This is a genomic window from Streptomyces sp. NPDC042336, from assembly GCF_055581985.1.
Genome location: NZ_JBVJEA010000016.1, coordinates 21,201 through 40,558, shown reverse-complemented (window position 1 = coordinate 40,558; position 19,358 = coordinate 21,201). Strand labels below are relative to the sequence as shown.

At 74.0% G+C, this 19,358-nt stretch carries 15 protein-coding genes; 11 read left to right on the top strand and 4 right to left on the bottom strand.

Features of this window, described 5'->3' with window-relative positions; translation table 11 throughout:
* Positions 1 to 51: 51 nt before the first annotated feature.
* Positions 52 to 582, top strand: coding sequence for a GNAT family N-acetyltransferase (locus tag ACZ6IM_RS28890; RefSeq protein WP_052843898.1), 531 nt, complete (start codon positions 52 to 54; stop codon positions 580 to 582).
* Between the two features lie 73 nt (positions 583 to 655).
* Complete coding sequence (locus ACZ6IM_RS28885) at positions 656 to 2,359, top strand: proline--tRNA ligase (protein WP_052843897.1); 1,704 nt, start codon at positions 656 to 658, stop codon at positions 2,357 to 2,359.
* 453 nt (positions 2,360 to 2,812) lie between these two features.
* On the opposite strand, the gene ACZ6IM_RS28880 is transcribed toward ACZ6IM_RS28885, so the two are convergent.
* The 3 genes from ACZ6IM_RS28880 to ACZ6IM_RS28870 are packed head-to-tail and all read right to left on the bottom strand — an operon-like array spanning position 2,813 to position 4,822.
* Positions 2,813 to 3,721, bottom strand: coding sequence for an aminoglycoside phosphotransferase family protein (locus ACZ6IM_RS28880; RefSeq protein ID WP_469560370.1), 909 nt, complete (start codon positions 3,719 to 3,721; stop codon positions 2,813 to 2,815).
* Between the two features lie 39 nt (positions 3,722 to 3,760).
* The gene (locus ACZ6IM_RS28875) at positions 3,761 to 4,258 is read right to left on the bottom strand and encodes a ferritin-like domain-containing protein (RefSeq protein WP_469560366.1); all 498 of its coding nucleotides are present in this window, start codon (positions 4,256 to 4,258) and stop codon (positions 3,761 to 3,763) included.
* Positions 4,259 to 4,261: 3 nt separating this feature from the next.
* The gene (locus tag ACZ6IM_RS28870; protein WP_469560365.1) at positions 4,262 to 4,822 is read right to left on the bottom strand and encodes a hypothetical protein; all 561 of its coding nucleotides are present in this window, start codon (positions 4,820 to 4,822) and stop codon (positions 4,262 to 4,264) included.
* A 357-nt stretch (positions 4,823 to 5,179) separates the two neighbouring features.
* On the opposite strand from ACZ6IM_RS28870, the gene rimP reads away from it, so the two are divergent.
* From rimP to ACZ6IM_RS28825, 9 genes are all read left to right on the top strand, one after another.
* Positions 5,180 to 5,686 carry a ribosome maturation factor RimP gene (rimP, locus tag ACZ6IM_RS28865; RefSeq protein WP_052843282.1) on the top strand — a complete coding sequence of 169 codons (507 nt, stop codon included), beginning with the start codon at positions 5,180 to 5,182 and terminating at the stop codon, positions 5,684 to 5,686.
* A gap of 2 nt (positions 5,687 to 5,688) precedes the next feature.
* Entirely contained in the window at positions 5,689 to 6,711 is a 1,023-nt protein-coding gene (gene nusA, locus ACZ6IM_RS28860; RefSeq protein ID WP_052843284.1) for a transcription termination factor NusA, read from the top strand.
* A 102-nt stretch (positions 6,712 to 6,813) separates the two neighbouring features.
* A complete protein-coding gene (locus ACZ6IM_RS28855) occupies positions 6,814 to 7,119 on the top strand; it encodes a YlxR family protein (RefSeq protein WP_052843286.1) in 306 nt (101 codons plus the stop codon).
* 161 nt (positions 7,120 to 7,280) lie between these two features.
* Positions 7,281 to 10,385 carry a translation initiation factor IF-2 gene (gene infB, locus ACZ6IM_RS28850; protein WP_469560360.1) on the top strand — a complete coding sequence of 1,035 codons (3,105 nt, stop codon included), beginning with the start codon at positions 7,281 to 7,283 and terminating at the stop codon, positions 10,383 to 10,385.
* A gap of 152 nt (positions 10,386 to 10,537) precedes the next feature.
* Positions 10,538 to 10,831 (top strand): DUF503 domain-containing protein, encoded by a 294-nt coding sequence (locus ACZ6IM_RS28845; RefSeq protein WP_052843289.1) that lies wholly within the window; start codon positions 10,538 to 10,540, stop codon positions 10,829 to 10,831.
* A 71-nt stretch (positions 10,832 to 10,902) separates the two neighbouring features.
* Positions 10,903 to 11,385, top strand: coding sequence for a 30S ribosome-binding factor RbfA (gene rbfA, locus ACZ6IM_RS28840; protein ID WP_052843291.1), 483 nt, complete (start codon positions 10,903 to 10,905; stop codon positions 11,383 to 11,385).
* The gene (gene truB, locus ACZ6IM_RS28835) at positions 11,382 to 12,287 is read left to right on the top strand and encodes a tRNA pseudouridine(55) synthase TruB (RefSeq protein WP_052843293.1); all 906 of its coding nucleotides are present in this window, start codon (positions 11,382 to 11,384) and stop codon (positions 12,285 to 12,287) included. The genes rbfA and truB overlap by 4 nt, the downstream gene beginning before the upstream one ends.
* Before the next feature lie 254 nt (positions 12,288 to 12,541).
* Positions 12,542 to 16,588 carry a trypsin-like peptidase domain-containing protein gene (locus ACZ6IM_RS28830; RefSeq protein ID WP_052843295.1) on the top strand — a complete coding sequence of 1,349 codons (4,047 nt, stop codon included), beginning with the start codon at positions 12,542 to 12,544 and terminating at the stop codon, positions 16,586 to 16,588.
* Positions 16,589 to 16,775: 187 nt separating this feature from the next.
* Entirely contained in the window at positions 16,776 to 17,732 is a 957-nt protein-coding gene (locus ACZ6IM_RS28825; RefSeq protein WP_052843297.1) for a bifunctional riboflavin kinase/FAD synthetase, read from the top strand.
* Between the two features lie 72 nt (positions 17,733 to 17,804).
* On the opposite strand, the gene ACZ6IM_RS28820 is transcribed toward ACZ6IM_RS28825, so the two are convergent.
* A complete protein-coding gene (locus ACZ6IM_RS28820; RefSeq protein ID WP_469560355.1) occupies positions 17,805 to 18,860 on the bottom strand; it encodes an ABC transporter ATP-binding protein in 1,056 nt (351 codons plus the stop codon).
* Positions 18,861 to 19,358: the final 498 nt, after the last annotated feature.

Sequence of the window (19,358 nt, the reverse complement as noted above, 5' to 3'; positions counted from 1 at the left end):
CACCACCAGCACCAGCACCTCCCACCGCAACCCCCCTGTAGGCTCCCCGGCATGGACGTCGTGATCGGCCCACTGGACCTCGCCGCGCACGTGGACGAGGCCCTGGCCGTCCAAGCCGCCGCCTTCGGCCTCGGCCCCGACGAGGTGGCCGTCCGCCGTCAGATCGTCCTGCGCCACATGACCCACCCGGGTGCCAGAGCCCTCGGCGCCACCGACCGGGGCCGTCTCGTCGGCTTCGTCTACGGCATGCCCAACGACCGCGCCCACTGGTGGTCCACCGTCGTCGAGCCGTACCTCCGCGCCCAGGGCACCGACGCCTGGCTCGACGACTCCTTCGTCATCACGGAACTCCACGTCCACCCGGCGTACCAGAACCACGGCGCGGGCCGCTCCCTGATCACCACGATCACCGACGCCGCCACCGAGCCCCGCTCGATCCTCTCCGCGATCGACACCGAGAGCCCCGCCCGCGGCCTCTACCGCTCCCTCGGCTACCAGGACCTCGCCCGCCGGGTCCTCTTCCCCAGCGCCCCCAAGCCCTACGCCGTGATGGGCGCCCCGCTCCCGCTTCTCAGGCGATAACCGATTTCCACCGCAGTGGACCCCCCGGCTAACCTCCTAGCACCACCCTTACGCAGCAGGAGACACGAGAACCATGGCCAACGCACCGGTCCAGCGCATGTCGAAGTTGATGGCGAAGACGCTGCGCGACGACCCGGCGGACGCCGAGGTCCTCAGCCACAAGCTGCTGGTCCGCGCCGGCTACGTGCGCCGCACCGCCGCCGGCCTGTGGAGCTGGCTGCCGCTCGGCAAGAAGGTCCTCGGCAACATCGAGCGCATCGTCCGCGAGGAGATGGACGCCATCGGCGCCCAGGAGGTCCAGCTCCCCGCCCTGCTGCCGCGCGAGCCGTACGAGGCGACCGGCCGCTGGGACGAGTACGGCCCCGAACTCTTCCGCCTCCAGGACCGCAAGGGCGGCGACTACCTCCTCGGCCCCACCCACGAGGAGATCTTCACCCTCCTCGTCAAGGACCAGGCATCGTCCTACAAGGACCTGCCGGTCATCCTCTACCAGATCCAGAACAAGTACCGCGACGAGGCCCGCCCCCGGGCCGGCATCCTGCGCGGCCGCGAGTTCCTCATGAAGGACTCCTACTCCTTCGACGTCGCCGACGAGGGCCTCGCCGAGTCCTACGCCCTGCACCGCGCCGCCTACCAGCGCATCTTCGAGCGCCTGGGCCTCGACTACCGCATCGTCGCGGCCACCGCCGGCGCCATGGGCGGCTCCAAGTCCGAGGAGTTCCTGGCCCCCGCCGAGGCCGGCGAGGACACCTTCGCCGACTGCCCGAACTGCGACTACGCCGCCAACACCGAGGCGATCACCTACACCCTCACCCCGACGGACGCCACCGGCACCCCCGCGGCCGAGGAAATCCCCACGCCCGACACCCCCACGATCGAGACCCTGGCCGCCTCCCTCGGCGTCGAGGCCTCCGCCACGCTCAAGAACCTCCTCGTCAAGGTGGACGGCGAGATCTTCGCCGTGGGCGTCCCCGGCGACCGCGAGGTCGACATGGACAAGGTCGAGGCGCACTTCGCCCCCGCCGCCGTCCAACTGGTCACCGCCGAGGACTTCGTCGGCCGCCCCGACCTGGTCCGCGGCTACGTCGGCCCGCAGGGCCTGGGCGAGAAGGTCAAGTACATCGCCGACCCGCGCGTCGCGCCGGGCACCGCGTGGATCACGGGCGCCAACAAGCCCGACACCCACGCCAAGAACGTCGTGGCGGGCCGCGACTTCGAGGTCGACGCCTACGTCGACGTCGTCGTCGTCCGCGAGGGCGACCCCTGCCCCAAGTGCGGCACCGGCCTCAAGCTGGACCGCGCCATCGAGATCGGCCACATCTTCCAGCTGGGCCGCAAGTACGCCGACGCCCTCAAGCTCGACGTCCTCGGCCAGAACGGCAAGCCGGCCCGCGTCACCATGGGCTCCTACGGCATCGGCGTCTCCCGCGCGGTGGCCGCCCTCGCCGAGCAGCACGCCGACGACAAGGGCCTCGTCTGGTCCAAGGAGGTCGCCCCGGCCGACGTCCACGTCGTCGCCGCCGGCAAGGCCCTGCAGACCGAGCTGGCCCTGGAGGTCTCCGACAAGCTGTCCGCGGCAGGCGTCCGCGTCCTGGTGGACGACCGCGCGGGAGTCTCTCCCGGCGTGAAGTTCACCGACGCCGAACTCATCGGCGTCCCGCAGATCCTGGTGGCGGGCCGCCGCTCCGCCGAGGGCGTCGTCGAACTGAAGGACCGCCGCACGGGCGAGCGCGAGGAAGTAACGGTCGAGGAGGCCCTCACCCGCCTCACCAGCTGAGCCCCTCCGGGCGGGCGCGGGGGGAGTGCGGTCCGGCGTAGCGGGGTGCCGCTGCGCCCACCCTCCCCCACTCTCGGCTTGGCTCGAGCGGGGGACCCCCATCGCCCCAGCGGCACGACTGCCCGCAGCTACGGCGGGGAAGCCGCGTACGGCGGGCCGGGGCAGGGCGGCGTTGGCGGGCCGCAGTCGCGTACGGCGAGAAGGGGTCGTGTCGGGGGGTGTCCGCCCGCAGCGGTTGGCGCGTCAACGGAGTTCCACTTCTGTGGCCGACCGATTCCGCGCCGTTCCGAGGACGGACACCCCCCGGCGCGGCCCCGACCCACCCACAACGCACCGCGCACCGCGAACCCCCACCAGCCCGCACAGGCGCCGCAGGCACCCCGCACCCACCACCGCACCCGCACGGCCGCCGCAGGCACCTCCACCGGAGCCGCACAGGCGCCGCAGGCACCCTCACAGCCAGCCCGCGAACTCCAACAACAGCTCGGCGTCCTGCTCCCGCCCCACCCGCCGGGCCCGCACCCCCGACTCCACCGCCCGGAACAGCGTCCAGCCGCGCAACCGCTCCTGGTCGACTTCCAACGACTCCGCGAGCCGCTTGATCCGCCGCCGAGTCGTCGAGGCCCCCGACGGCTGGGCGATCAGATCCTCCACCCGGTCCCGCACCAACCGCGCCAGATCGAACGCGATCTCCCCGACCACCGGATCGGGCCCCACCGCGAGCCACGGCATCCGATCCCCCGCGAGCACCTTGCTCTGCCGGAACGTCCCGTGCAGCAGCCGCCGCTCCGGCGGCTCGGCCAGCAACTCCGCCCGCGCCGCGAGCGCCGCGTCGACCAGCGGCGCCACCTCGGCGTCCGCCGCCGCGCTCGCCCGCATCGCTTCGGCCTGCCGCCCGGTCCGCTCGGCCACGGTCTCGAAGGGATGAGAGTCCGGCGGCTCCACCCACAGCCGCCGCAACGTCCCCGCGGCCTCCAGCAGCGCCTTCGCCTCCGGCAACGACCGCACCGACACGTCCGGATGCAGCCGCTCGAGCAGCAGTACGCCCTCCTCGGCCCCCTCGGCCCCTTCCTCGCGCACCTGCACGGCCCCCAGCCCACCCCAGTGCACGAGCGCCGCCCGCTCACTCTCCGGGCGCGCCCGGCGCGGGGCGAGCTTCAGCACCGCCGGCGCCCCCTCGGCCGTCCGCACCAGGACCACCAGGCTGCTGCGCCCCCCGGGCACCTGCACCCGCTCGACCACCAACTCGCGCCGCACCACGGCCCGCTCCGCCACTTCGGGCAGCTCGGCCAACCAGTCGTCACCGTCCGGCGCCGTCTCGCCGAACGCCCTGACCAAACGCCGCGGCGGTTCGAAAGCCATGCGCGAGCCGTTCCCTTCCCGTACGGAATGCCGTACGCGTTACGCAGTCGGTGATGCCGTGGCCGTGTCGGAGGCCCGCGGAGCGGACCCCCGCCCGGTCGGTGTGCCGGCCCGCTCGGCGAGCCCAGGGAAGGCTACGCTCCCGCCCCGCCAGCGCACCGCGCGGACCGCCGCCTCGCGCAGCGCCGAGGCCGCCGAGGCCCGCCCGTCGCCCTCGGCCGCCCGCACCAGGTCGGAGTACACCCCGGCCACCCGTTCCTCCAGCTCGGCCGCCAGCCGCAGTGCCGCCGCCGAGTCCGGCACCGAGAAGGGCAGCGCGTACCCCGCGGCCGCGGCCACCGGCTCCCCGCCCAGGTCCCGCACCTCGCGCGCCAGCGCGTCCCGTCGCGCCCGGTGCGCGTCGTACGCCGTCCGCGCCTCGGCCCGCCGCTCCTCGACGATCCGCCCGCCGACGACCCCGTAGCCGTACACGGCCGCGTGCTCCGCCGCCAGCGCCGCCTGGAGGGCGTCCAGCCGCCCGTCCTCCGCCTTGCCCACCCGTCAGCCCTCCGTCAGCAGAAACACGTGCGCCGCCCCGGCCGCCGAGACGGAGGCGAGCAGCCGCGCCAGCTCACCCGGCACGTCGAGCAGCGCCCGGGCCCGCCGGTCGGCCAGCTTCCGTTCCGCACGGACGAGCAGGTCCACAGCGCCCTTCTCGTCGTCCGGCACGGCACCGGAGTCGTCCGCGGGCCCGGCGGCCCGCGCGGACACAGAAGGCGACGCGGTCGATGCCACCCCCGTCCCGGACGCCGAAGCCGAAGGCGAACCCGCCCGCCCGCCACCGAACGCCTCCGCGTGCCGCACGACCTCCTCCCGCAACGCCCCCAGCCGCTCCGCCAGCCTCGGATGGGCCGCGATGACCGCCGCGTACCGCGCGGCGAGTTCCTCGCTGTCCCGTGCCGCACGCGCCCGTGCCCGCTCGACGGCCGACGGACCGGCCCCCGCCCCGCCGGAGCCGGACCCCCCGGTACAGCCGACGAGCAGGGCGGCCCCGGCGGCCGACCCGAGCAGGCTCCTTCTGCGCGGCCCGAGGGGCGGGCGCGGCGATGGGGAAAGCGACACGGCAGACGTCCTCGACAGGCTCGTACGGAAACGACGAAAAACGCGACGACAAGCAACGACAAGCAACCACAAGCAGTGACAAGCAGCGACAAACATCGGCAGAGCAACGACCACACAACGGCAGAGCAGCGACAAACATCGGCAGAGCAACGACAAAAGAACCGGCAGAACGACACTCAACGCGACGGAAACCCACGATCCCGCCCGCCCGTGATCACGGTACCCGTGCCCCGCCCGGCCACCACTCATCGGCACCGCCGGACCGGGGTGGACGGCAACACCCCCCGCGACCGGATACCCTTTGACCAGACACGCGCACCGTCCCACAACAGCACACGCGGCCGAGGAGTCACCCGGATGAGCACCACCCAGAGCGAGAGGCTGCGAGAGCTGCTGGAACCGCTCGTCGCCTCCCAGGGACTGGACCTCGAAGAGCTCGCGGTGGACGCGGTCGGCCGCAGGCGTGTGCTGCGCGTGGTCGTCGACTCCGACGCCGGAGCGGACCTGGATCGGATCGCCGATGTGAGCCGCGCGCTCTCGGCGAAGCTCGACGAGACCGACGCGATGGGCGAGGGGGAGTACACCCTCGAGGTCGGCACCCCCGGCGCGGAGCGCTCCCTCACCCAGCACCGCCACTACGTGCGCGCCACGGGCCGCCTGGTCCGTTTCCAGCTGCACGAGGGCGGCGAACTGACCGCCCGCATCCTGGGCGTGGACGAGGACGGCCTCGACCTGGAAGTGCCCGGGGTGAAGGGCCGCAAGCCCACCACCCGCAGACTGCCCTTCGACGACGTCGACAAGGCACGGGTCCAGGTCGAGTTCAACCGCAAGAACGACAACAAGACGGAAGAGGAGGAGGCGTAGCCGTGGACATCGACATGAGCGCCCTGCGGGGCTTGGTTCGGGAGAAGGAGATCTCCTTCGACCTGCTGGTCGAAGCGATCGAGTCGGCCCTCCTCATCGCCTACCACCGCACCGAGGGAAGCCGCCGGCACGCGCGCGTGGAGCTCGACCGGAACACCGGCCATGTGACCGTGTGGGCGAAGGAGGACCCGGACGACCTCGAAGAGGGCCAGGCGGCCCGCGAGTTCGACGACACCCCGTCCGACTTCGGCCGCATCGCCGCCACCACTGCCAAGCAGGTCATCCTGCAGCGGCTGCGCGACGCCGAGGACGACGCGACGCTCGGCGAGTACGCCGGCCGCGAGGGCGACATCGTCACCGGCGTGGTCCAGCAGGGCCGCGACCCGAAGAACGTGCTGGTGGACATCGGCAAGCTGGAGGCCATCCTGCCGGTGCAGGAGCAGGTGCCCGGCGAGACCTACCCGCACGGCACGCGCCTGCGCTCGTACGTCGTCCGGGTGGCCAAGGGCGTACGGGGCCCCTCCGTGACGCTCTCCCGCACGCACCCCAACCTGGTGAAGAAGCTGTTCGCCCTGGAGGTCCCGGAGATCGCCGACGGCTCCGTCGAGATCTCCGCGATCGCCCGCGAGGCCGGCCACCGCACCAAGATCGCCGTACGCTCCACCCGCTCGGGCCTCAACGCCAAGGGTGCCTGCATCGGCCCCATGGGCGGCCGGGTGCGCAACGTCATGGGCGAGCTGAACGGCGAGAAGATCGACATCGTCGACTGGTCGGACGACCCGGCCGAGATGGTGGCGAACGCGCTCTCCCCGGCCCGCGTCTCCAAGGTGGAGGTCGTCGACCTCGCAGCCCGCTCCGCACGCGTGATCGTGCCCGACTACCAGCTCTCGCTGGCCATCGGCAAGGAGGGCCAGAACGCCCGGCTCGCGGCCCGGCTGACCGGCTGGCGGATCGACATCCGCCCGGACACCGAGCAGCCCGCCGACGCGTCGTCAGAGCAGCCGTCCGGCGACCACCGGGAATAGATCCAAGCCGCACGGCGCAGAGATCACGACAGCTTTGCGTGCGGCACGTGTTCGATTCTTGCCCCGAAGGGGTGAGGTCGGTCCGGGGAGGTAGACTTAGGAGTGTCTGGCCGGACACGTACCCGAGCATGCCCCGAGCGCACCTGCGTGGGGTGCCGGGAGCGAGCGGTCAAGAGTGAGCTGCTGCGCACCGTGGTGGTCGAGGGTCATTGCACCCCCGATCCACGCGGTACGCTGCCCGGCCGGGGTGCGTACGTACACCCCGTACCGGTCTGTGTCGACCAGGCGGTGCGCCGCAAGGCGTTTCCGCGGGCGCTCCGCGTCCCGGGTCCGCTCGACGTAAAGGCGTTGCGCCACTACGTCGAGCAGGCAGAAGGTTGCCACGAGGCTGCTGAAAGCAGCATGTGAGCAACGTGGTAAGGAAGACATGCCGTGCGGAACCGCGCGCGGTTTGGTACCTCGCGAGTCGAAAGCAGGTCGAGATTGCGATGAGCACTCGATGAGTACGCGATGAGTACGCCCATGAACTAGCGACGGTCCGGACGCAACCCGGACCTCAGAGGAGCGAAGTGGCTAAGGTCCGGGTCTACGAACTCGCCAAGGAGTTCGGCGTCGAGAGCAAGGTCGTCATGGCCAAGCTCCAGGAACTCGGTGAATTCGTCCGTTCGGCGTCTTCGACGATCGAAGCGCCCGTAGTACGCAAGCTGACAGACGCCTTCCAGCAGGGCGGCGGCAACGGCCGGTCCGCCGGCCGCCCCGCGGCCCCGAAGAAGGCTGCCCCCAGGCCGTCGGCGCCGTCCCCGGCGCAGACCGGGGGCGCTTCCCGCGCCGTTCCGGCAGCGGGGGACCGTCCGGCTGCCCCGCGGCCGCCGGCCGCACCCAAGCCCGCGGCTGCCCAGCAGCCCGAGGCGCCGTCGGCGCCCGCGCCGGCTCAGTCCCAGGGTTCGCGTCCGACGCCGGGCCCCAAGCCCGCGCCGCGTCCGGCCCCGGCCGCACCGGAGTTCACCGCTCCGCCGGCGGCCCCGGCCGCTCCGTCCACTCCGGCCCCGGCTCCGTCCGGCCCGAAGCCCGGCGGCGCGCGTCCCGGTGCCCCCAAGCCCGGCGGCGCCCGTCCCTCCGGTCCGGGTCAGGACCGCGGTCAGCAGGGCGGCCAGGGCCGTCCCGGTGGCCAGCGTCCGGGTGCTCCGGCACAGCGTCCCGGCGGCCGCCCCGGCGGTCCCCGTCCGGGCAACAACCCCTTCACGTCCGGCGGCAACGCCGGCATGGCGCGCCCGCAGGCGCCGCGTCCGCAGGGCGGACCCCGACCCGGTGGCCCCGGTGCCCCCGGCGCCGGTCCCCGTCCGCAGGGTCCCGGCGGCCAGGGCGGCGGCCCCCGTCCCCAGGCTCCGGGCGGCAACCGTCCGAGCCCGGGCTCGATGCCGCGTCCGCAGGGCGGCGGCGCCGGTCCCCGTCCCGGCGGTGGCCCGCGTCCTAACCCCGGCATGATGCCGCAGCGTCCCGCTGCCGGCCCGCGTCCCGGCCCCGGTGGCGGCGGTCGCGGTCCCGGCGGTGCCGGTCGTCCCGGTGGCGGCGGTCGTCCCGGTGGCGGTGGCGGCTTCGCCGGTCGTCCCGGCGGTCCCGGCGGCGGCGGTCGCCCGGGTGGCGGTGGCGGCTTCGCCGGTCGTCCCGGCGGTGGCGGCGGCTTCGGCGGCGGCGGTGGCCGTCCCGGCTTCGGCGGTCGTCCCGGCGGTCCCGGTGGCCGTGGTGGCACGCAGGGCGCCTTCGGTCGTCCCGGCGGTCCCGCGCGTCGCGGTCGCAAGTCGAAGCGGCAGAGGCGCCAGGAGTACGAGGCCATGCAGGCCCCGTCGGTCGGCGGCGTGATGCTGCCTCGCGGCAACGGCGAGACCATTCGCCTGTCGCGCGGTGCGTCGCTCACCGACTTCGCGGAGAAGATCAACGCCAACCCGGCGTCGCTCGTCGCGGTCATGATGAACCTCGGCGAGATGGTCACCGCGACCCAGTCCGTCTCCGACGAGACGCTCCAGCTCCTCGCCGACGAGATGAACTACACGGTTCAGATCGTCAGCCCGGAGGAGGAGGACCGCGAGCTGCTCGAGTCCTTCGACCTGGAGTTCGGCGAGGACGAGGGCTCCGAGGAGGACCTGGTCGTCCGTCCTCCGGTGGTCACCGTCATGGGTCACGTCGACCACGGAAAGACCCGACTGCTCGACGCCATCCGCAAGACGAACGTCATCGCGGGCGAGGCCGGCGGCATCACCCAGCACATCGGTGCCTACCAGGTCGCGACCGAGGTCAACGACGAAGAGCGCAAGATCACCTTCATCGACACCCCGGGTCACGAGGCGTTCACCGCCATGCGTGCCCGTGGTGCCCGGTCGACCGACATCGCGATCCTGGTCGTCGCGGCCAACGACGGCGTCATGCCGCAGACGGTCGAGGCGCTCAACCACGCCAAGGCGGCCGAGGTCCCGATCGTCGTCGCGGTCAACAAGATCGACGTCGAGGGTGCCGACCCGACCAAGGTGCGCGGTCAGCTGACCGAGTACGGCCTGGTGGCCGAGGAGTACGGCGGCGACACCATGTTCGTCGACATCTCCGCCAAGCAGGGTCTGCACATCGACTCCCTGCTGGAGGCCGTGGTCCTCACCGCGGACGCCTCGCTCGACCTGCGGGCCAACCCGGTCCAGGACGCGCAGGGCATCTCGATCGAGTCCCGTCTCGACCGCGGCCGCGGTGCCGTGGCGACGGTCCTCGTGCAGCGAGGCACCCTGCGGGTCGGCGACACGATGGTGGTGGGCGACGCCTACGGCCGCGTCCGCGCCATGCTCGACGACAACGGCAACAACGTCGCCGAGGCGGGTCCGTCCACGCCGGTCCAGGTGCTGGGTCTGACCAACGTCCCGGGCGCCGGTGACAACTTCATCGTGGTCGAGGAGGACCGTACGGCCCGCCAGATCGCGGAGAAGCGCGCCGCCCGCGAGCGCAACGCCGCGTTCGCCAAGCGCACGCGCCGCGTGTCGCTGGAGGACCTGGACAAGGTGCTGAAGGCCGGCGAGGTCCAGCAGCTGAACCTGATCATCAAGGGTGACGCTTCTGGTTCCGTCGAGGCACTGGAGTCCTCCCTGCTCCAGCTGGACGTCGGCGAAGAGGTCGACATCCGCGTCCTGCACCGCGGCGTCGGTGCGGTCACGGAGTCCGACATCGACCTGGCGATGGGCTCCGACGCCATCGTGATCGGCTTCAACGTGCGCGCCGCCGGGCGTGCCGCGCAGATGGCCGAGCGCGAAGGTGTGGACGTCCGGTACTACTCGGTCATCTACCAGGCGATCGAGGAGATCGAGGCGGCCCTCAAGGGCATGCTCAAGCCGGAGTACGAAGAGGTCGAGCTGGGCACGGCGGAGATCCGCGAGGTCTTCCGCTCCTCCAAGCTGGGCAACATCGCGGGTGTTCTCATCCGCTCCGGCGAGGTCAAGCGCAACACCAAGGCGCGCCTCCTGCGCGATGGCAAGGTCATCGCGGAGAACCTCAACATCGAGGGTCTGCGTCGCTTCAAGGACGACGTCACCGAGATCCGCGAAGGCTTCGAGGGCGGTATCAACCTCGGAAACTTCAACGACATCAAGGTCGACGACGTCATCGCGACGTACGAGATGCGCGAGAAGCCGCGGGTGTAAGCACCGCGACTTCCGGGAGTGACCGGTCCGGGGCCGGTCGGCGGAGCACAATATCCGTCGATCGGCCCCGGCCGTTCGTTGTACGGTTCTGATGTCCCCGCCCGTGGATGGCGGGGCCATCGATCCCGGACCGGCGGGTGAACCGGTTGCACATGTATGTGGGGACGCTGTCCTTCGACCTCCTCCTCGGCGACGTACATTCGCTGAAGGAGAAGCGCTCCGTCGTCCGCCCGATCGTCGCCGAACTCCAGCGGAAGTACGCGGTGAGCGCGGCGGAGGTGGAGCACATGAACCTCCACCGCCGGGCGGTCGTCGGCCTGGCCGTGGTGTCCGGCGACGCGGGCCACCTCAGCGACGTGCTCGACCGGTGCGAGCGGCTGGTGGCCGGCCGCCCCGAGGTGGAACTGCTGTCCGTGCGGCGGCGCTTCCACGGCGACGACGACTGAGGCGACGGCGAACGGCAGGACCCGGCAGAAGACCGGATCAGACGAGAGAACAAGGAACGGGAGACGGACCAGTGGCCGACAACGCGCGGGCGAAAAGGCTGGCGGACCTCATCCGAGAGGTGGTGGCCCAGAAGCTGCAGCGCGGGATCAAGGACCCGCGGCTCGGCTCGCACGTCACCATCACGGACACCCGGGTCACGGGTGACCTGCGGGAGGCGACCGTCTTCTACACGGTCTACGGCGACGACGAGGAGCGGCAGGCCGCCACGGCGGGCCTGGAGAGCGCCAAGGGCATCCTGCGCTCCGAGGTCGGCAAGGCGGCGGGCGTGAAGTTCACGCCGACCCTGACCTTCGTCATGGACGCCCTGCCGGACACCGCCCGCAACATCGAGGACCTCCTCGACAAGGCGCGGCAGTCCGACGAGAAGGTGCGCGAGGCGTCCGCGGGTGCCGCGTACGCCGGTGACGCGGACCCGTACCGCAAGCCGGGCGAGGACGAGACCGAGACCGACGGGGCCGTCGAGGCCGACGAGACGGACGACACCGCTAAATGACCGACAAGCACACCACGCCCGACGGCCTTGTCATCGTCGACAAGCCGTCGGGCTTCACTTCGCATGACGTCGTCGCCAAGATGCGGGGCATCGCCCGCACGCGGCGCGTCGGGCACGCCGGCACGCTCGACCCGATGGCGACGGGCGTCCTGGTCCTCGGTGTGGAGCGGGCGACCAAGCTCCTCGGGCACCTCGCCCTCACCGAGAAGGAGTACCTGGGCACCATCAGGCTCGGGCAGACGACACTGACCGACGACGCCGAGGGCGAGATCACGAGGTCGCGGGACGCCTCGAAGGTCACCCGGGAGGCGATCGACGCCGGTGTCGCCGAGCTGAGCGGCGACATCATGCAGGTGCCGTCCAAGGTCAGCGCCATCAAGATCAAGGGCGTGCGCTCCTACAAACGCGCGCGCGAGGGCGAGGACTTCGAGATCCCCGCCCGCCCCGTCACCGTCTCCTCCTTCGCGGTGTACGACGTCCGTGACGCCGTCGCCGACGACGGCACCCCGGTGCTCGACCTGGTGGTCTCGGTGACCTGCTCCTCCGGGACCTACATCCGGGCCCTGGCCCGCGACCTGGGCGCCGGTCTCGGCGTCGGCGGCCACCTCACGGCGCTGCGGCGCACCCGCGTCGGGCCGTACAAGCTGGACGGCGCCCGGACCCTGGACCAGCTCCAGCAGGAGCTGACCGTCATGCCCGTCGCGGACGCGGCCGGTGCCGCCTTCCCCCGCTGGGACGTCGACGTGAAGCGGGCCCGGCTGCTCACCAACGGCGTACGGCTGGAGATGCCCGAGGAGTACACCGGCGCCGGTGCCGTCGCCGTCTTCGATCCCGAGGGGCGTCTGCTCGCCCTGGTGGAGGAGCACAAGGGCAAGGCCAAGAGCCTGGCCGTCTTCGGCTGACCCGGCCCACCGTCGGGTCCGCCCGTGGAGCGGCGATCACGGGGACTGCCACTGTCGCCGCTCCACGGTCCCCCCTCGGTTCCCCCACCCCCTAGGGTGTATCCAGCCCACCCCTTCTGTTCACCCGTCCGGGCGGGCGCTCGGAGTGAACCGGGGGAGTGGAAGGGGGCGCGTTCGCCAGGGGATCTGTCCCGCTGATCATCTCGCGCCTACCGTCGAACACACGGCACGGTGTACGGCGGGGAGGTTCGACGATGGCGTCGCGGAACCGGTCCCGGGAGGCGACGGGCGGCAGGGCGGAGGAGCGGCCAGGGGGCGGCTCCCGGGAAGCACGAGGCGGGCCTCCGGCTGTCCGCGCGTCCGATCGGGCCGGGTGCGCGCCCGACGGCGCCCTGATCCGCTTCCACGACCTGGCCGGCCGCCCCCGCGGCACGGGGTTCGTCGCCGACCACCACGGCACCGTGCTCACCAGCCACGAGACCGTCGACGGCCTGTCCCGGCTGGTCCTGAGCACCGCCGAGGGCCGCCGACGTGTCGTGGCCGCCGCCGATGTGACCCCGCTGCCCGACCTCGGCCTGGCCACCGTGCGGACCGAGGGGCTCGGCGTCGCCCCGCTGCCCCTCGCCACGCGGGACCGCGTCGAGGCCGGGACCTACGTCCGGATCGCCGCCGGCGGCTGGCGCGAGGCCCGGGTCCTGGGCGCCACCGACGTCACCTACACGGCCACCGACCGCTTCCACATCCTCGCCGACGCCCTCGAACTGGCCGTCGGCACCAGCGGGCGGGACGCCCTGCGGCTGGGCGGCGGCGCGGCCGGCGGGCCCGTGCTCGACGTGGCGACCGGCGCCGTCCTCGGCGTCCTCGGTACCGCCCTCAGCTCCGGACACAGCGACGTCGGCTTCGCCGTGCCGCTGCGCCGCGCGGCCACCGGCCCGCTCGCCGAGCTCCTCGTCGAGAACGCGGCGACGGTCCCGGCGTACGGCGCCGACCTCAACCTGGCCGGGGTGCTCGCCCTCACCGCGACCTCGGTCACGGACGGAGGTCCCACCGCCGCGCCGGGTGGCGGATCCGGCTCGGCGCAACCGGTCGAACGGGCGGCGGTGACGCGGGAGTTCGCCTCCTTCGCCGTCGGCCGCGCCCGCGTGCTCGGCCTGGTCGGCGCGCCGGGCAGTGGCCGGACGACCGAGCTGGCGGCCCTCGCCGCCCGTCGGTCCGGCGGCCCGGACGCGGCGCCGACGCTGTGGCTGCGCGGGGCCGACCTGCACGACGACGACATGTCGCTGGCGGACGCGGCTCGCCGGACGCTGGCCCGGGCCGCCCGCATCGTCGCCGCCTCGGACCGCCCCGGACCCGCCGACCTCGGCGACATCGCCCCGGAACGGCTCGCCCGCCTGGCCCGCACCGCCGGACGGCCCCTCCTGATCCTCCTCGACGGCCCCGAGGAGATGCCGCCCGTCCTGGCACACCGCCTCCCCGAGTGGACCGAGGGGACGGCCACCTGGCTGCGCGAGACGGAGGCACGACTCGTGGTGGCCTGCCGCCCGGAGTACTGGGAGCACGCGGGGGCGGAGTTCCCGAGGGAGCTGCTGTACGGACCGGACGCCGGAGTGCCGTCGCCCGATTCGACGGCTGCGGTTGCGGCTGCCGGTACGGGCACGGTGGTGGCGCGGGCGTCCGGGCGGCCGGCGGACATCCCGCCGCCCCGGGTGGCCACCGCCACGGGGCCGGGTTCGGGTGTGGCCGGTGGCGGGACCGGCCCGGGGGAGCCGGGGTCGGGGGCAGCCGGTGGAGCGCGGGCGTCCGGGGTGATCGGCGGGGTGCCGGGGTCCGGGTCGGGCAGTGCGGTGTGGGCGGCGGAGGGTGTGCCGCCGTCCGGGGCGGCGCTCGCCGTGCCGGGTCCGGGGCCGGGTGTGGCCGGTGGCGGTTCCTGGTTCGGGACCGGTCTGGGGGAGTGGCGGTCGGGGGCAGCGGAGGTGCAGGCGCCCGGGGCTCCCGGCGCGGCCCCGTGGCCGCGGCGTACCGGCGGTGCCGTGGGACCGCGGCCGGTGCCCGGGGCGGCCGCCGCCGTACCCCCGGCCGGCACGGAGGCCGCCGACACCGGACCGGCGTCCGCCGAACCGGTGTCCGCAGGCCCCCGGGGGCGCGGGCACGCCGGGCTCCCGCCCTGTGTCCGCCTGGGCGACCTGAGCGAGGAGGAGGCCCGGGAGGCGCGCGTACGTCACGGCGTACCCGAAGGCGCCCTGGCGGACCCGGACGCCGGTCACCCCCTCACCCTCCGCCTGTTCTCGGAGGTCCACGCCGCCCTCCCCGGCTCCCCGGCCCCCGTCCCGGTCACCCGGGACGAGGTCTTCGCGGCCTACCTGGACCTGGCGTGCCTGCGCGTCGCCACCCGGCTGGCCGGGGAGAACGGCCTGCACGGCACCGCCGTGCGCCGACTGGCGGCGAAGGTCTCCGGGCAGGTCCACGAGGCCGCCCGGCGCAGTCTCGGGCCCGGACAGGGCGGACTGGACCGGGAGTCCTTCGAGGCGCTGTTCCCGTGGGGACCGGCCCCAGCCCGGCTGGGCGGCGGCACCGGCTGGGCACCGGCCGTGCTCACCGAGGGCCTCTTCGTACCCGCCGGCGGCGGGTACCGCTTCGCGCACGAGGAGCTCGCCGACTGGATCCAGGGCATCCACCTCGACCTCGCGGAGGCCCTGCGCGCCCTCGTCCACCGCCGCGACACCCCGCACGGCACGCACACCCTCCCCGTGCCGCACCACCGCATCGGCTCCGTCGTCGAGGCGGTCCTGCTCCTCGCCCGTCAGCACGGCGTGCCCCAACTCGCCCTGACCCTCGAAGAGCTGGCGCACGCCCTGGACCGCGACCCGCACTCCTGGTGGGCCGCCCGGCTGCTCGCCGAGGTGCTGACCCGGGTACCCGACGCGACGCCGTACACGGAGGTGCTGCGGCTGCTCGCCGACGGCATCGCGGAGCGGGGCGGCGAAGGGCAGCCGGCGCCCCTGGTGTTCGGACCCGGGTTCTGGACGGCCCTGCGGGTGACGGAGAGCACCCGCCTGGACCTGCTGCGCCGCCTGGTCCTCGCCGACGGACCGCCGCACGAGCCCGGCCCCCGCCACCTCGACACCGTGGCCGGGCTGCTCGTCGCCGACCCCGCGGCCGTACAACCGCTCCTCGTCCGTTGGTTCGACGACGAGCGGCCACTGCCCGCCACCCCGCACGCCACCGTGGCGACGGCCGCGCAGGCACTGCTGCACACCCACCGCCACCGCGGCCTGGACGGCCTCACCGAGGTACTCGTCGACAGCGCGCACCGACGCGCCGACGAACTGCTCGCCGTCCTGGCCGAGGAGGAGCCGTCGGCGCTGTGTCGCGCGGTGGAGCGGTGGGCGCGCGACGAGCGGTCCGCGCGGCAGACCGCGGCGGTCACCCACGGCCTGCGTACCGCCCCGCACGCACGCACCGGCGCCGACCGCACCCTGCTCCGCCACGCCGCCCTGGTCCTGCTCGCCGGTCCCTCCGACAGCCAGCTGCGCGGCGGCGCACTCGCCCTGCTCGTCCAGGACCCCGCCTGCCGCGACCGCCACCTGCCCCGAGCCCTCGACCACTTCGCCGCCGGTGATCCGTACCTCCCGCCGAGCGCGGTGGCCGCCGCCCTGCCGACCCACCCCGGGCCCGTCCTCGAAGCGTTCCGGGCCCGACTGCTCGGCCCGGACGCCGGTGAGGCGCTGCGCAGGCTCGCCGACGCCACCACACCCGCGCTGGCCGACCGGGTGGCCGCCCTCCTCGGGCGGACGGTGACCGAGCGCCCCGACACCGCCGGGCACCTGGCCGCCTACGTCGACCGGCGCCTCGACCGGGACCCCGCACCCCGCGCCGTACTCCTGCCCTTGGTCACCCGCCTCCTGGACGACGGTCCCGAGCCGGCGCGGGCCGTGCTCGCCGGAGTCCTCGCCGCCGACGGGGCGACGGCGGGCGCCCCGCTCCGCCGCGAACTGCGGGAGCACCTGTTCGCCCACGAGCGCGAACCCGCCGTCCTGGACGCGCTGCTGCACGCGGCCGCCCGGTGCGAGGGCGAAGAGTTGCGCGCCCTCGTCCAGCGCACCGGGCTGCTCCTCGTCCGCACCCCCGAGGGCGCCACCCGCTTCGACCGCGCTCTCGTCGACCTGGCCCGCCACCTCCCGGGCTTCGCCCCCCGGCTGACCGGCTGGCTCACCGACGCGCCCCAGGACTGGGCCGCGCTGGTGGGCCCCAGCACCCGCCGCACGATCGAGCACCTGGCGGGTATCGGAGTCCCCGCCTGACCCGCCCCGACCCCCGCCACGCCCCACCACGACCGCCACCGGGCCCCCGAGCAGGCCCGCCCGGCGTGCACCCGGTCACAGCGCCGATGCCGATGCGGGCCGGAGCCGCACGGCATGGCACCCTTAGACCTGCGTAAGGGTCACCACGGAACCATGGCAACCACGGAAGCACCGAGGAGCGGACACAGTGCAACGCTGGCGTGGCTTGGAGGACATCCCCGAGGACTGGGGACGCAGCGTCGTCACCATCGGCTCCTACGACGGCGTTCACCGCGGGCACCAGCTGATCATCAGGCACGCCGTGGACCGCGCCCGTGAGCTGGGCGTTCCGGCCGTCGTCGTCACCTTCGACCCGCACCCCAGCGAGGTCGTCCGCCCCGGCAGCCACCCGCCGCTGCTCGCCCCGCACCACCGCCGGGCCGAACTGATGGCGGACCTGGGCGTGGACGCGGTGCTGATCCTCCCCTTCACCAAGGAGTTCTCGAAGCTCTCCGCGGCCGACTTCGTGGTCAAGGTGCTGGTCGACCGGCTGCGCGCCAAGGCGGTCGTCGAGGGCCCCAACTTCCGCTTCGGCCACAAGGCCGCCGGGAACGTGGACTTCCTCACCGAGCAGGGCAAGGTCTACGACTTCGAGGTCGAGGTCGTCGATCTGTACGTCACCGGCGAGGCGGGCGGCGGCGAGCCGTTCTCGTCCACCCTGACCCGCCGCCTGGTGGCCGAGGGCGACGTGTCCGGCGCCGCGGAGATCCTGGGCCGCCCGCACCGCGTGGAGGGCGTGGTCGTGCGGGGCGCCCAGCGCGGCCGTGAGATGGGCTTCCCCACGGCCAACGTCGAGACCCTCCCGCACACCGCGATCCCGGCCGACGGGGTGTACGCGGGCTGGCTGCACGCCCAGGGCGAGGCGATGCCGGCCGCGATCTCCGTCGGCACCAACCCGCAGTTCGAGGGCACCGAGCGCACGGTCGAGGCGTACGCCATCGACCGCGTGGGCTTGGAGCTGTACGGCCTGCACGTCGCCGTGGACTTCGTGGCCTTCGTACGCGGGCAGGCGAAGTTCGAGACGCTGGACGCGCTCCTGGAGCAGATGGCCGAGGACGTGGACAGGTGCCGCGAGATCACCGCGACGGACGCCCCCAGGCCCTGACGGCCGACGCCGCCCGCCCGGGGCCGTTCCCTTCCCGGCCCCTCCTTCTCCGTCCTCCCCCGTCCTTCCCCGTCAGTCCGGTCGTCGGGCCGCGGGCCGCTCCGCCCGCGCCCAGTGGCAGGCGACCTGGGACTCGTCGCCGCCGCGCAGGATCCCCAGCTCCCGGTGCCGGCAGGCGTCCGCGACGCCGGCCCGTTCGGCCTCGCCGCCCGCCAGGACCGGGCAGCGGACGTGGAAGCGGCACCCGTCGGGGATGTACGACGGGTCCGGAGGCTCCCCGGTGAGCACGACCGGGGCGCCGGGTGCCTCGGGCAGCACGGACAGCAGGGCCTGGGTGTAGGGGTGCCGGGGTGCCGTCAGCACCTGCTCCACCGGGCCGGTCTCGACGATCCGGCCGAGGTACATCACCGCGACCCGGTCGGCGATGTTCCAGGCCAGGCCCAGGTCGTGGGTCACCACCAGCGCGGACAGGCCCAGCTCGGTGCGCAGCCGCAGCAGCAGCGCGAGGATCTCTCCGCGCACCGACGCGTCGAGGGAGGCCACCGGTTCGTCGGCGACGAGCAGTTCGGGTTGCAGGACCAGCGCGCCCGCGATGACGACCCGCTGGCGCTGGCCCCCGGACAGCTCGTGCGGATAGCGCAGGAAGAACCGCTCCGGCGGCCGCAGCCCGGCACGCGCGAGCGCCTCGGCGACCGCCGTCCGTTCGTCCCCGGCGTGGCCGTGGATGCGCAGGCCCTCGGCGACGATGTCGTACACGGTGTGCCGCGGGTTCAGCGAGCCGCTCGGGTCCTGGAGGACGAGTTGGGCCCTTCTGCGGTACGCCTTGAGCGCCCGGGCGGAGTACGCGAGGGGTGCGCCGTCGAAGGTGACGCGGCCTCCGGTCGGCCTGACCAGGCCCAGCAGCGAACGGGCCAGCGTCGTCTTGCCGCAGCCCGACTCGCCGACCAGCGCGACGATCTCGCCCGGCCGGATGTCGAGGTCGACCCCGTCCACGGCGCGCGCGTCGGCCGCCCCGCGCCTGCCGGGAAAGGTGACGTGCAGCCCCTGGACACTCAGCAACGGGGGCGTGTGACCGTGGGTGTCGTCGGGGGTGCCGGTGGGTGCGTCGCTGGACGCGGTGCTGGTCATGGGGCACTGCTCCTCACTCCGTCGTCCTCCGCCGACGCGACCCCGCCCGCGCCGCCTGCCCGGCGGCGCCCGGCCGTGCCGCTGCCGCCGACCGCCGCGTCCGCGGTGTGCTCCCCGCTCCCGTCGACCGCCCCGCTCCCGTCGGCCGCCGCGCTCCCGTCGGCCGCCGCGCTCCCGTCGGCCGCCGCGCTCCCGTCGGCCGCCGCGCTGTGGGCGGCGGCCGTGTTCGCGGCGGGCTCCTTGCCCTCGGCGGGCCCTCCGCCCTCGGCGGCCGTCCCCCTGTCGGCGATGGCCGTTTCGGGGGCGGGCTCGGTGTCCTTGCCGGGCGTCAGGCTGTTGCCGGGGGAGCGGGCCCCGGCGGGTTTCCCGCGCCGGGCTGGTCTCTCGCCCTCGGCGCGCTCCCCGCCCCCGGCGGCAGCCCCGTGGGCATCGGCGGCCCCGTTCCGTGGAGGTGTCGCCTCCCCGGTGGGCGTGTCGTCGTCGCCCGGTGTTCCCGTG

Excerpts from the sequence above, each read along its gene's own strand:
- ACZ6IM_RS28890 (WP_052843898.1), top strand. The coding sequence starts at position 52 with ATGGACGTCGTGATCGGCCCACTGGACCTCGCCGCGCACGTGGACGAG.
- ACZ6IM_RS28885 (WP_052843897.1), top strand. The coding sequence starts at position 656 with ATGGCCAACGCACCGGTCCAGCGCATGTCGAAGTTGATGGCGAAGACG.
- ACZ6IM_RS28880 (WP_469560370.1), bottom strand. The coding sequence starts at position 3,721 with ATGGCTTTCGAACCGCCGCGGCGTTTGGTCAGGGCGTTCGGCGAGACG.
- rimP (WP_052843282.1), top strand. The coding sequence starts at position 5,180 with ATGAGCACCACCCAGAGCGAGAGGCTGCGAGAGCTGCTGGAACCGCTC.
- ACZ6IM_RS28845 (WP_052843289.1), top strand. The coding sequence starts at position 10,538 with ATGTATGTGGGGACGCTGTCCTTCGACCTCCTCCTCGGCGACGTACAT.
- truB (WP_052843293.1), top strand. The coding sequence starts at position 11,382 with ATGACCGACAAGCACACCACGCCCGACGGCCTTGTCATCGTCGACAAG.
- ACZ6IM_RS28830 (WP_052843295.1), top strand. The coding sequence starts at position 12,542 with ATGGCGTCGCGGAACCGGTCCCGGGAGGCGACGGGCGGCAGGGCGGAG.
- ACZ6IM_RS28820 (WP_469560355.1), bottom strand. The coding sequence starts at position 18,860 with ATGACCAGCACCGCGTCCAGCGACGCACCCACCGGCACCCCCGACGAC.